The organism is Enterococcus sp. AZ077 (assembly GCF_051714965.1).
Lineage (GTDB): Bacteria > Bacillota > Bacilli > Lactobacillales > Enterococcaceae > Enterococcus_B > Enterococcus_B hirae.
On the sequence record NZ_JBIOSX010000001.1, the window covers coordinates 870,115 to 882,966 of the forward strand.

Below are 12,852 nucleotides of genomic sequence, written 5' to 3' on the forward strand. Positions count from 1 at the left end.
AATGAAAAATAAATTGAGCAAGTCTTGCGAGCGTTTTCTAAATTCGGTATAATATTTATGCAAGGTTTCTTGCAAGAACTTTTTTGGAGGCTATACATTTATGGAACATGGAACAGTTAAATGGTTCAACAATGAAAAAGGATTTGGGTTTATTACAGTAGACGGCGGAGACGATGTGTTCGTACATTTTTCAGCAATTCAAGGAGACGGCTTCAAGAGCTTAGAAGAAGGTCAAGAAGTTGAATTTGCAATTGTTGAAGGCGCACGTGGCCCTCAAGCTGCTGAAGTGACTAAATTATAATAACTTGTTGAAGAAAAGCCCGCTTAGCGGTCTATTCAAATAATAAAAAGAAGATGGCGTCTGCCATCTTTTTTTATTTTATAAAAACCCAAGTTAATTATTCGTTAACTAGTTTCTTGATTTTTTGGCTTAATAAATAAATCTGCTCACTAGACATATCAGTCGGAGCGACTAAACACGGGATTGTTTCTTCATAGGTCAGGATCTTTAACGGCATATCGGTTGTTCGAATGATTAAGTCTGGCTCAAATAAAAGATCATTTGTAAAAACCACATTTAAGTAAACTCGTAATTGTTCTTGCAACATACTCATATAACTCAGTTCAATACTTAATGGCAAGTCACTTTCGTACTTTATCTTTATTTCTTTATCAAAGTATGTTGGAGAAGTAATGATCATAAATGCTTCGATCAAATGACAGGATTGTACCCAATACAGCTCTTGTTGCTGTTTTTGGAATTGGGAAGCTAATTGATTGATTTCTCGATTGAATGCTGGGTAATTTTCTTCTACAAAGACTGATAAGTCATATTTAATGGTGGAAAATCGGTGGAACAACAGCCCGCTCATCCCGTTGGCAAAGATCGTACTATTTAGTAATTTTTTCTTTACGTTGATTTGTGTAGATTTAAACCCAATTTCATAAATATAGCTATAGAAACTATTTTGAAATTGTTTGATCGCTGTGGCTTTTTTTAGATGGAATTTCATGGCTCGTTCTAAGTGATCGTCTTTTAAATAAAAAGCTGGGCGTGCTTGTAACCAAAGAAATAAAAATTGGACTTCCAAAAGATCGAGCTTGGCTTTCACGCTCATTCGTTTAAGGAAATGGGTAATCTCTTCAAAGCTATCCCAAATCTCTTCTGTAAAATCAGGAAGTTCTCTCTGATTCATCTGATTTCCTTGTGCTGATCGGACGAAAGTGATAGCAATAATAAAGCACCATTCAATCATTTTCAGTTTATTTGGTTTTTGTTTTGTCAGCTGAAAAGCATACTCAATCCCTGCAAAGGTTTCATGAAAATCAACGGTTGGAAAGGGCCAAACGACCCCTTGATAGTATTGCCACAAAAATAAATAAATAAGATAACGGACTTGTGGTTCGCTACCTTTGAGATACACGAAGCCTTTTGAAGTCTTTAATTGTAATTGATAGGTACTAAGCAACTGATTGATTCGAGTAAGATGTCTTCTTAAGGAGGGAATACTAATCTTTTGCTCTGTGGCAAAGGAAACCAGATCAACTCTAGGTTGAAGACAAAGGTCTTTTAACAATTGAAAGATGGCGGAATGTTCCAAGATTTTTAGTAGTAATAGTTGATACTCACTGATCGTTCCAGAAAAAGTGAAGCCTTTTGTACTTTTTGTGATGTGATCGTCAGATAAAACCTTAAGATAGTCACATTGATGAAGCACAGAACGTTTGTCACAATGAGCTGTTTTCGATAATTCCTCTAACGTACAAGTAACTTGTGAGCGATATAAGTTGTCCAAGATCGTTAATTGGACTTGGATATTCCTTTCTAACATGACAGAGAAATTTATTTATTTTTCCCTCCTATATTTTTATACTCGAAATTTTCCGAATGACAAATTATTAAATTTTGTCATTTTTTTTTACGAAAAATGAGAAAAAAATTTATTATAATCATTTTTTATAAAAATTAGCCAAAAAAATAAGTGAAAAATACGTTATTTTAATTTGGGCTGCTAGTTTTTTTCATGAATGGATATATAGAGAAATTCCTTAATGACATTATAATTTATCCAAGCATAAAAACGAAATGTTATGCAATATTTTTACATATTTGCTACAGTTCCTTTTTATTTTTAAAATAATAAAGTTATTTTAAAAAGATTAAAACTTAATAATAGATTTTTAATTTAACGATTGCTAAAATCTTTGTAACTTAAGTTAACTGAAGTTTTTTCAGAAAGATATCTTTTTGACAAAAAGAAAGGAGGCCAGTTCCTAGCGGAAATAATTGTTGTTAGTGATTGATTAAGTGGGGGATAAAGCATAAGTAAATAATGGAAGCATCTAAGGGGGAAAAAAATGAAAAAGGATTATAAAAAAAGTATGGATCAAAAAGCTAGAGCTAAACGTCGATCCAAAAAATACTTATTAGTAGGAACGTCTATTGCTGCAGGGATGCTGTTGGGGACAGCACCTATTTCAATTGCTACACCGTTGTTTACTGTGGGTTCACAACAAGTATATGCTGACTTGATTAGTGGCCAGTTGTTCAATAATCTAACGACGTCTAATACCAGTGGAACAACAGCAAGTGCACCTTTTCCATTGGCTGGAACGACTCGTAATGTTGATTTTGTTATTTCAGCTAATAATGGGATTGATCTAAGTGTTCTAAATGGCTCGAGACGAGCAGTTTTAGCAATCCCAACTGAAATGCAAGGTTTAGTTAATCCAAATGGGACGGGTACTTTCCAAACAGATATTTTGTTACCAGGAGAAGAACTACAACCACTATTGTCGATTGTAGATGGGGCGGTAACTACCCTAGTGTCTGCTGTTGAAAACATTGTTAACCTTAACCCGTTGGCATCAGTCAATTTAGATGAAGTGTATGCTCAACTAGCATTATTAGAGAACCTTAGTACATTGACGTCAGCTGAAGTAGCATTGAATCTTCAAATGCAAGGGGACGAATATATCTATGGTGAATTAGATGGCTCATTAGAAACAGTTATTCGAGAAGGGCTGACTGAAATTTTAGATGGAATCAATGATGCTGTCCAAGCAATCCAAGCGACACCGAATGCAGGAAGCGGTGCTCTTGGTACGATAGCAGCAGGTACGATCAATACAGCGTTGTCCGCAACGATTAAACCAGCGTTTAATCTTACTTTTGCTACTGCAACAGGTTTAGTTGGTGTGGGATCATCATTGATTGGAACATTAGCTGATGCGAGCGTATTAGGTGAAACGACGGTTACGATTCCTACATTGATTCAGGATCCTAATTATAGTGATTTAGCGGCAGCCGGAGTAGATATGTCTGTTCCTTATGAAGCTGGCTTCGTTGGAAATATTGTAAAAGCAGATGTTTTATCTATCGATATCGCCTCTAGCTCTGATGGCTATTCGCCAGTTTTTTATCAAGCTGCTGAAGTAACACCACCATATAATGTTGTTGTTACAGGGAACTCAACTGATGGTTATGAAGTAACTGGGATGGCAGATCCTAATGCAACAGTTCGTATTTATGATCAAGAGAATAATTTGATTGCAGAAGGACAGGCTGATGAAAATGGAAACTTTACGATTCCAATTGCAGCCACAGATGTGTCACCTTTAGAAGACATCCAATTAATCGCGTATGATGAAAATGACAATCCAAGTTTACCAGCTGCTGCTGTGATCCCAGACGATGAAGAAGCCGACGCCGATGCCGATGCGGATGCTGACGCCGATGCTGATGCTGATGCAGATGCTGACGCCGATGCGGATGCGGATGCTGATGCAGATGCTGACGCCGATGCCGATGCGGACGCTGATGCTGATGCCGATGCCGACGCTGATGCTGACGCCGACGCCGATGCGGATGCGGATGCTGACGCAGATGCCGACGCCGACGCCGACGCCGATGCAGATGCAGATGCAGATGCGGATGCTGACGCCGACGCTGATGCCGACGCTGATGCTGACGCCGACGCCGATGCGGATGCTGACGCCGACGCGGATGCCGATGCTGATGCTGATGCCGATGCCGATGCGGATGCTGACGCGGATGCCGACGCTGACGCGGATGCCGATGCCGATGCCGACGCTGACGCCGATGCCGATGCTGACGCCGATGCCGATGCGGATGCTGACGCTGATGCTGACGCCGATGCTGATGCTGATGCTGACGCGGATGCCGACGCCGATGCAGATGCCGATGCCGATGCCGACGCCGATGCTGACGCCGACGCTGATGCCGATGCTGACGCCGATGCGGATGCGGATGCTGACGCCGACGCCGACGCCGATGCGGATGCCGACGCCGATGCCGACGCTGATGCGGATGCTGATGCTGACGCCGATGCTGATGCTGACGCCGATGCGGATGCCGACGCGGATGCTGATGCCGATGCTGATGCTGATGCCGATGCTGATGCCGATGCGGATGCTGACGCCGACGCTGATGCCGATGCCGACGCTGATGCGGATGCGGATGCTGATGCTGATGCTGATGCCGACGCTGATGCCGATGCGGATGCCGACGCGGATGCTGATGCCGATGCTGACGCGGATGCTGATGCTGATGCTGATGCGGATGCTGATGCTGATGCTGATGCCGATGCCGATGCTGATGCTGATGCTGACGCTGATGCCGATGCCGACGCTGATGCCGATGCCGACGCTGATGCCGATGCCGACGCTGATGCTGATGCCGATGCCGATGCTGATGCTGATGCCGACGCTGATGCGGATGCGGATGCGGATGCGGATGCTGACGCTGATGCCGATGCTGACGCCGACGCCGATGCCGATGCCGATGCGGATGCCGACGCTGATGCTGATGCAGATGCTGACGCTGATGCTGACGCTGATGCTGACGCCGATGCGGATGCTGATGCTGATGCCGACGCTGACGCCGATGCGGATGCCGATGCTGACGCTGATGCCGACGCTGATGCTGATGCGGATGCCGACGCTGATGCTGACGCCGATGCGGATGCCGGCATGGGAAGTGCAGGAAATGGTACAGATACGGATCAGAACGGCGACCCAGGAATGGTGCCGATCAACACTTCTGGTGGATCAGGTTCAAATCCACCACAATTACCTTTGCACTATGGTGGGACAAGTCATACAAAACCATTGAATTACCATGACGGCTCAACACTAAAAATGTATCCTAAAACCTCTGATACGGTAAGTTCATCTGTTTCTTGGTTAGGTGGATTAGTATCATTGATTTCGGGAATGGGTATTTGGAAAATGAAAAGAAATAAAAAGAATAACTAATAATTAACGGAGAGGTTATAACTATAGAAATAGATTTAAAAATCATAATGGATGTAGTTATAACCTCTTTATTCTTGATAGGGGTGAGTCTATGCCAGTTCAAACAGATAAAAATGATTTAGCAACCATCCAAGAAGTACTTGAAAAAGTAGTCATTCATACGGAGAAAAAATTATTAATCGTATCCGTAGGAGATTTTAGTAAGCGTGGTAAGACTTATGAATTTTACGGAAACAATCTAAAAACAATTTGGAATAATTTTCTAACAGCTTATCGAACCTATCATTTTGAGACAGAAACGTATCTGAGGTTGGATGTAGTGACGAAAGAAGAGCAAGTTGATTTTCAACAAGTCAAAGAACGGTTAAACAAAATAAAAAGGAATAATTACATCGATTTTAATTTGCGAATAGATGGAATCAGAAAAAGAAGTTTTTTAAAAGAAGAATTAGTAGCAAATGCAATCATTAAACCAAGTAAAGCACATATAGTTGGAAAAAATCATCCTGAGTTACACATTGATTCCCAAAATTACCGTGGCTATGTTAAGCGTAAATATGGACGTGAAGAAAGTGATTTAAGCTACTTAGAGCGTTCAAAGTGTTATTTTTTTGAAACAGCCTCCTTCTATTTTGAAAATGGTGAAGTATTCCCTTTGAAAGATTATGGCAATGGCAATCAAGTCAGAGAAGTGACTACAGAAAATCTTGATGATATTACGGAACTAGTGATTGAACAAGGAACGAATTATTTAACCAAACAGTTGACTCCTACTGGTAAATTCATTTATGGCTATTATCCTTGCTATGATCAGTTACTAAAAGGGTATAATTCGGTTCGCCATTTTTCATCTTTGTACGCATTAGCTGAATCGGCAGAATATTTATCCGACCAGGAATTGATGCAACGAGTCAAAGAAGGATTACTATGGGGATTGGAAAATCTTACTTCTGAAGTCAATGGTCAGCTGTTGATTAAAGATTACTTGAATAAAGAAGTAGAGTATAAGTTAGGAGCCCAGGCGACAGCAATCTTGGCTTTAGCAAAATATTCAGAAGTGACTAAAGAGACCATCTTTCATAGTTCCCTTAGTCGTTTAATTACGACTGTTTCAGAAAAATTTATCACTCCAGATGATCAGACGATCCATGTGTTGAATGCCGAATTAATGACAAAAGAGCGTTTTAGAATTATTTATTATGATGGTGAAATTCTGTTTTCCCTCTTAAGAGCACATGCGATTTTAAAACAAATTGAGATTTTTGAGATTTGTGAAGGATTGATGGAACAATTTGTCGCAAATAATTATCAAAAATACCATGATCACTGGTTAAGTTATGCAACGAATGAGATGCTTAAATATCAAGAAAAAGATACTTACTATGAATTTGGTATTAAGAATGCGATGGTCAACATCAACTTTATCGATCAACGAGATACAGCTTATCCAACCATGCTTGAGTTACTAGTAGCAGCCTCAAAAATGATCAGCAAATTAGAAAGAAGTCCTTTAAAAGATAAGCTTTTTCCGATAGAGAAAGAATTTTTTGAAACGAAAGCACGAATCAATACGGTAATGAAAAAAAGAGTGTTACATGAAATCACAACAGGAGTCATGTTTCCAGAGTTTGCACAGTTTTTCAAACAACCGCAAGTGATCAAATATGGTTTTTTTGCGCGTCATGATCGTTTCCGTATGAGAATAGATGATGCAGAGCATTTTCTATCTGGTTTGATCAATTACTTATGCCTTTAAAAAGAGAAGAGGAGTGAAGATAATGGTTGGTTATATTCGATTTGCTGCTTTAGCATTGATTGGTCTTTCCTATTTAGGGTTTCGGCTGAAAAAGAAAAAAGACCATCAATCAGAAACTTTAGAAAATGATTGGAGTCAGTATCAAAAAAATGAAGAGGGGTTGTATCCTTGGGAAGAAGACCAAGATGACTCGCCACAGAGAATTGAAAAAACAGCAACAAGGTATGTGAATCAAGCAAGACCAAGACGAGGAAAATGGTAGAGAGAATCTAGAACAAAGTAGGTGTAAAAGAATGTGGAAGATCCAAGAATTATTGGCTGATATCGATGGTGCGTATTTACAAAAGTACGACCATCTTGATCAAATAATTGACAACTTTGAGTACTTTTCTGGACATTTAAACAAAAGAACCAATTATAATACCACAGCATTTGTTTGTTTGACACCAGAAAGAAGAAGTTACATCAATCGAAAGACAGTGGCTTGGCGAGATGGGAACGAGCAAATCAAAGGAAGGGAAAATGAGTTTGGTTTAATCATTACTGAAATTCCTATTGACGACCCAGCTGTTAGAACACCTCAATTTATTGTTAAAAATAGTTGGGAATTTTTACTACAAATTTCAGAGAAAATCCGAAGCAATTATGTACAACCAATTGTAGCGATCACTGGTTCGGCTGGAAAAACATCCACACGAATGATGATCTCACATTTATTCCAAAATGAAAAAGTGTTAGAAAATCGTGGGAACCACAATGTTCGTTTTGCGATTCCTCTATACCTAAGCAAGCTAGTAAGTGAGCCAGATATGTTGAACTTAGAAGTCTCTGTCAATGCGTTGAACTCTTATGACACTGGATCAATGTCTAATTTAGTGCAACCAGAGATTGCGATTGTAACCTCAATTGGAGAAGCACACCTTAGTTCATTAAAAGATACTATCGGAGTGGCACGACATAAGGCAAAAATTTTTGAAGGACTGAAGCAAGATGGCACTGCAATCATCAATACAGATATTGGTGAGGAAGAACTAGCGATTCTAATGACAGCAGCCAAAAAAAGAACAGCAGAGATTCTCACGTACTCTTTGTATGATCAAACAAAGGATGTCTTCTTAATTGAAACGAGACAAGAAAGAGAGTATTGTGAAATTTTATTTTCTTTTTTAGGACAAGAATTTTCGATGAACTTGTCAGTTGCTTCTGCAGGTATGATTTCTAATGCTTTTGCTGCTTTATTGACAGTCTGGAAAATAAAAGGCGACATTCGATCGTATCTGCCAGCATTTACTACATTTAAGCCATTGTCTAAGATTCTCGATAAAACGAATTATGCTTCCTTGAATGGAACGAATTTCACATTTATTGACGACACCCATAATGCTTCTTTGCCTGCGATGAAAAATGCTATCGATTATTTTGATGAAGTTCGAACCTTTTATCAAGGAAAAAGTATTTTGGTACTTGGACAGATTGCTGACTTAGGAAGTACTGCACAAGTAATCCATGAATCACTGAAAGATTCGATGGAACATTGTGGAGCAGATCATATCTTAGGTTATGGTGAGCATTTTAAAAAGATTTTTGAGGAAGAACAAATACAAGATCAACGATTCAAATGGTTCGCTACTTTACAAGAGTTAAGTGATTATCTAGAGGAATTACTAATCGAAGACAGTCTAATTTTAGCGAAGGGGTCTGTAACAGGGAGTGATTTTCATGATATAGATCGTTACATCCGTAAAATCGCTAATAAAAAACAGTTAAAAGCTGTATAAACTAGGTGGTATCAATTTGTAAAAAAGAGACAATGTCTGCTGAATGGCATCGTTTCTTTTTTTGCAAATAAAACGACAGATCCAAGATGACCATTGTAATTAAGAAAGAGAACGAGTAAGAGGCATTTCAGTGCTTCAAAATAAAAGCGTTTTGAAATACTTAGATTCAAGCTTTTCTCTGTAATGATGCTATGGTATGATAATTAAGAATTCAAAAAATTACATATTAATTAGTTTTTTATTCACGACTATTTTTTTAAAGTTTTATTATGATTAAATAGGTAGTTTGCTGATTTATTAGTTGTATGAGAAAATATTTTAAGAAAATGTGAGATAGAGGTGCGTTATGAAGCGGTGGCAAAAAGTCGTAATAGCTTTACTGGGAATTCTCGTTGTTTTTATTGGCGGAGTCTCAGCTTATGGAATTAAACTCATGGGTGAAGCAAACCAAACAGTCAATCAAATATCCAAGGGATCGAATCGTCAGTCAACAAAGCGTAAAGATAAAGTGAGTATTGACGACAAAGAACCTTTTTCTGTCCTTTTGTTAGGACTGGATACTGGCGGATTAGGTAGAACCGAACAAGGAAGATCGGATACAATGATGGTGGTAACGGTGAATCCGCAACAAAAAAAATCAACGATCGTCAGCTTAGACCGTGATATCTATACCAATATCGTTGGTCATGGTACTGTTGATAAGTTGAATCACGCCTATGCTTTTGGAGGCGTTGAAATGGCCATGGACTCAATCGAACAGTTACTCGATATCCCCATTGACCATTATGTAACCATTAATTTAGATGGAATGGAAGATTTGATCAATGCTGTCGGAGGTGTGGAAGTCAATAATAAAATTGATTTTACATTAGATGGTGTTCATGTTCCTGTAGGTAAACAAGTATTAGATGGTAAGAAAGGCCTTGCTTATTCACGGATGCGTCACGAAGATCCTAAGGGGGATATCGGACGTCAAGCACGACAGCGTGAAGTCGTTACCAAAATTGTTAATAAAGTATTGAGTTTAGATGGTGTCAGCAATTATCGGAAAATTTTAAAAGCGGTCGAAAAAAATGTCACAACTGACCTAGATTGGGATGATATGCTAGATGTAGCAACTAATTACACACCAGCATTTGAAACGATCAAACAAGATCAATTGCAAGGTAAAGATGCAACCATTGATAGTATTTACTATCAAATTTTAGGTGAAAATGATTTATTAAGTATCCAAAACGAATTGAAAAAACAATTAAACATCAAACCAAGTAAGACATTACCTAATTTAAAAAATGACAATGCTTCTATCATGTTCTACAATGACTCGCAATCCGCTGAAGATTCGAACGAGACTGCGACAAGTGAGAATAATTCAACTTATTCAGGAAATTCGCAAACAACAAATCAGTACAACGAGTATAATCAAGAATACAATCAAAGCGCCGATCAAAATTATGATCAGTACGGCAATCAGAACTACAATCAGAATTACAACCAAAACAATGAACAAACTTACCAACAAGAAAATAATGAACAAGGATATAATTATGGAAATGGGTATTAAGTAAAAAAAGCATTCGCAACAGTCATAACCGACTGTGCGGATGCTTTTTTACTAGTTTAAAAATAAAATAGAATAGTTGAGAAGCGTAGCAAATAATACCCAGAGATAATATGGTACCAGTAACCACATCACTAAGCGATAGTGGTTCCATAGTTGATAAAGCAGTATGGAGAGAAGGACCACTAATAAAGTAATATCTAGTGCAGCAATCAAGGTGTTTTGCAAGTTGAAAAACAAAGCAGACCAGATAAAATTACATACAAATTGAATAACAAATAATGTAATTAATTTTTGTTTGACCCTTTTGTTTTTCATTACCAATAGTAAATATAACGAAATTCCCATTAAAATATATAGCACTGTCCACATAGGACCAAAGATCCAACTAGGTGGTGCAAAAGGAGGTAGCTCAAGTGAATAATAATAACTACCTGGATTACCACTTAGTATCCCCGATAAGAAACCTAAAATCACTATGCCAACAGTACAAACCCAAAAACGATAATCTTTCAGTATAGCCATATTGTTTTAACTCCTTTCTATAATTCTAGTTTACCATGAACGTTTTAAACATACTTGAATTTGATTTGGAAGGTTATACTTTTGGTTTAGTTATTTTAAACCAGTTATTATATTAGAATATTAACCCCTATCTCTTATTGGATAATGAAAATCATTGCCATTGTAATGTTGTAACTCCGAACATTATTAAAGAAAATAGTCAATTAGATTAAATAACGTTAATTGTTAAACGTATTGTTATTTTTGATGTTATTTATCTGATAAGATAATATATGTAATCGATTACAAAATAGATGATAATAGCACTGATCACGAGAGGAGAAGAAGATATGGGAAATAAAAGAATCAAAAAAATGTTAGCGGGAGCAGCTCTTTGTAGTCTGATGATTGCGCCATTATTATTGAATATGGAAGAGGCGTTTGCGACAGAACAAAGTACGAACAAGCAAGCTGGTTTTGGCGTTGGTCAAGGGATCAAATGGGCGGATCAAGTAGTAGCACCATTTGTCGATATGACGGCATATGTTTCAGGCAGCAATCTATCAAATAACGGAGCGCTTAATTTAGCTGCAGTGGCAAAAAGCACTGGACAAAAATTCTTCAATTTAGGATTCATGCAATCAAGAGGTATTAAAAATGGTAAGATTGACTGGGCCTGGGGTGGATTTGGAGGCTTAAGCGAAAGTGATAGCGATCAATGGCAATATGAAGGAATCAAAAAATCCATTCGTGAATTAAGAGAAGTTGGTGGCGATGTTGCTGTATCATTTGGTGGTCTAAATTCTGGCGCATTTTGGGAAACAACACAAGATTCAACCATTTTAGCAAATGCTTATAAAGAAATTATTGATGGTTATGGATTAACTCGTGTTGATTTCGACGTAGAAGCTGGGGCAATGAATTATGCGCATAATTTAGCTAATGCTAAAGCGATTAAAAAAGTCCAAGATGAAACAGGTGTTAGTGTGACCCTTACATTACCAGTGATGGACTTTGGATTGGTATCTACAGGTTTATCTGTCTTGCAAGCCTATCTTGAGGCAGGTGTTGATCTAACTACCGTTAATATCATGACGATGTGTTACGGTAGCGTTGTTCCCGATTATGCGCAAGGTTCACTAGATGCAGTGGACAATACGAAAAAACAATTACAAGATTACTACAAACGTTATGCGAACAAAACGTTAACTGATGCTCAAGCTTATGCTAAATTAGGAACAACCCCTTCCGTTGGATTTGAAGGAGACACACATCCATACTTTACAACTGATATGTTCAATAAAATCGTCCAACATGCAAAATCAAGAAAACTCGGGATGGTTTCTTATTGGTCAATGAACCGTGATGCCATGGTCGATGGTGGTCAAGGTCAAGTCAAAAATCAATATGAGTTCTTAACTGTTGCCCAACAATTCACTGATGGAACGACTGGTGGAGAAAATGACCCAGTAGAAACGCTAACTAAACCATCAATTCCGGTAAATTTAACTAGTAGTAATGTTACGCAAAATTCAGTGACTTTAAACTGGACTAATAATGCTTCAAAAGAAAAAGTCACTCATTATGAAGTTTATCGAAACAATATCCGCATCGCTACAAGTGCAACGAATACATTTAAAGATCAAAATTTACAAGCAAATACAACCTACAGCTATAAAGTTAAAGCAGTTAACGCTGCAGGAACCTCTGACTTTAGCCAAGCAATCTCAGTGAAAACCACAAGTGAAAGTACGCAAGGTGATACTTGGGTTATCGGAAAATCATATAAAATAGGCGATATCGTTACCTATAAGGGACATCGTTATCGTTGTATTCAACCACATCCAGCTACTGAGGGATGGGAACCAGATATTACAGAAGCTTTATGGGTAAGAATCTATTAAAAGTTATAAAAGCATAATGTTTGATTCTTTTATTAAAAGCGCTTACAATGAACCTATCAATGAATGGGAGGT

General features: G+C 38.3%; 9 protein-coding genes. 7 read left to right on the top strand and 2 right to left on the bottom strand.

Going from position 1 to position 12,852, the window contains the following annotated elements; all coding sequences use genetic code 11:
* The first annotated feature begins 100 nt into the window (after positions 1–100).
* Positions 101–301, top strand: coding sequence for a cold-shock protein (locus IGL28_RS04120; RefSeq protein ID WP_010719711.1), 201 nt, complete (start codon positions 101–103; stop codon positions 299–301).
* 97 nt (positions 302–398) lie between these two features.
* Here IGL28_RS04120 and IGL28_RS04125 read toward each other — a convergent pair whose 3' ends face one another.
* The gene (locus IGL28_RS04125) at positions 399–1,832 is read right to left on the bottom strand and encodes a helix-turn-helix domain-containing protein (protein ID WP_232088559.1); all 1,434 of its coding nucleotides are present in this window, start codon (positions 1,830–1,832) and stop codon (positions 399–401) included.
* A 526-nt stretch (positions 1,833–2,358) separates the two neighbouring features.
* On the opposite strand from IGL28_RS04125, the gene IGL28_RS04130 reads away from it, so the two are divergent.
* The 5 genes from IGL28_RS04130 (at position 2,359) to IGL28_RS04150 (ending at position 10,375) form a co-directional block, all read left to right on the top strand.
* Positions 2,359–5,277: an adhesive domain-containing protein gene (locus tag IGL28_RS04130; RefSeq protein ID WP_438843896.1), complete on the top strand. Its 2,919-nt coding sequence runs from the start codon at positions 2,359–2,361 to the stop codon at positions 5,275–5,277.
* Positions 5,278–5,368: 91 nt separating this feature from the next.
* Positions 5,369–7,033 carry a hypothetical protein gene (locus IGL28_RS04135; RefSeq protein ID WP_081204215.1) on the top strand — a complete coding sequence of 555 codons (1,665 nt, stop codon included), beginning with the start codon at positions 5,369–5,371 and terminating at the stop codon, positions 7,031–7,033.
* Between the two features lie 22 nt (positions 7,034–7,055).
* Positions 7,056–7,295 carry a hypothetical protein gene (locus IGL28_RS04140; RefSeq protein ID WP_034698894.1) on the top strand — a complete coding sequence of 80 codons (240 nt, stop codon included), beginning with the start codon at positions 7,056–7,058 and terminating at the stop codon, positions 7,293–7,295.
* A gap of 31 nt (positions 7,296–7,326) precedes the next feature.
* Positions 7,327–8,811: a Mur ligase family protein gene (locus tag IGL28_RS04145; RefSeq protein ID WP_034698897.1), complete on the top strand. Its 1,485-nt coding sequence runs from the start codon at positions 7,327–7,329 to the stop codon at positions 8,809–8,811.
* Positions 8,812–9,157: 346 nt separating this feature from the next.
* Complete coding sequence (locus IGL28_RS04150) at positions 9,158–10,375, top strand: LCP family glycopolymer transferase (RefSeq protein ID WP_010738153.1); 1,218 nt, start codon at positions 9,158–9,160, stop codon at positions 10,373–10,375.
* 51 nt (positions 10,376–10,426) lie between these two features.
* On the opposite strand, the gene IGL28_RS04155 is transcribed toward IGL28_RS04150, so the two are convergent.
* The gene (locus IGL28_RS04155; protein WP_053765637.1) at positions 10,427–10,897 is read right to left on the bottom strand and encodes a TspO/MBR family protein; all 471 of its coding nucleotides are present in this window, start codon (positions 10,895–10,897) and stop codon (positions 10,427–10,429) included.
* Positions 10,898–11,226: 329 nt separating this feature from the next.
* Between IGL28_RS04155 and IGL28_RS04160 the strand changes: the two genes are divergently transcribed.
* A complete protein-coding gene (locus IGL28_RS04160; RefSeq protein WP_063626810.1) occupies positions 11,227–12,780 on the top strand; it encodes a carbohydrate-binding protein in 1,554 nt (517 codons plus the stop codon).
* The last annotated feature ends 72 nt before the right edge of the window (positions 12,781–12,852 follow it).

Coding starts and splice junctions, on each gene's coding strand:
- IGL28_RS04125 (WP_232088559.1), bottom strand. CDS start 1,832: ATGTTAGAAAGGAATATCCAAGTCCAATTAACGATCTTGGACAACTTA.
- IGL28_RS04130 (WP_438843896.1), top strand. CDS start 2,359: ATGAAAAAGGATTATAAAAAAAGTATGGATCAAAAAGCTAGAGCTAAA.
- IGL28_RS04120 (WP_010719711.1), top strand. CDS start 101: ATGGAACATGGAACAGTTAAATGGTTCAACAATGAAAAAGGATTTGGG.
- IGL28_RS04145 (WP_034698897.1), top strand. CDS start 7,327: ATGTGGAAGATCCAAGAATTATTGGCTGATATCGATGGTGCGTATTTA.
- IGL28_RS04140 (WP_034698894.1), top strand. CDS start 7,056: ATGGTTGGTTATATTCGATTTGCTGCTTTAGCATTGATTGGTCTTTCC.
- IGL28_RS04135 (WP_081204215.1), top strand. CDS start 5,369: ATGCCAGTTCAAACAGATAAAAATGATTTAGCAACCATCCAAGAAGTA.
- IGL28_RS04160 (WP_063626810.1), top strand. CDS start 11,227: ATGGGAAATAAAAGAATCAAAAAAATGTTAGCGGGAGCAGCTCTTTGT.
- IGL28_RS04155 (WP_053765637.1), bottom strand. CDS start 10,897: ATGGCTATACTGAAAGATTATCGTTTTTGGGTTTGTACTGTTGGCATA.
- IGL28_RS04150 (WP_010738153.1), top strand. CDS start 9,158: ATGAAGCGGTGGCAAAAAGTCGTAATAGCTTTACTGGGAATTCTCGTT.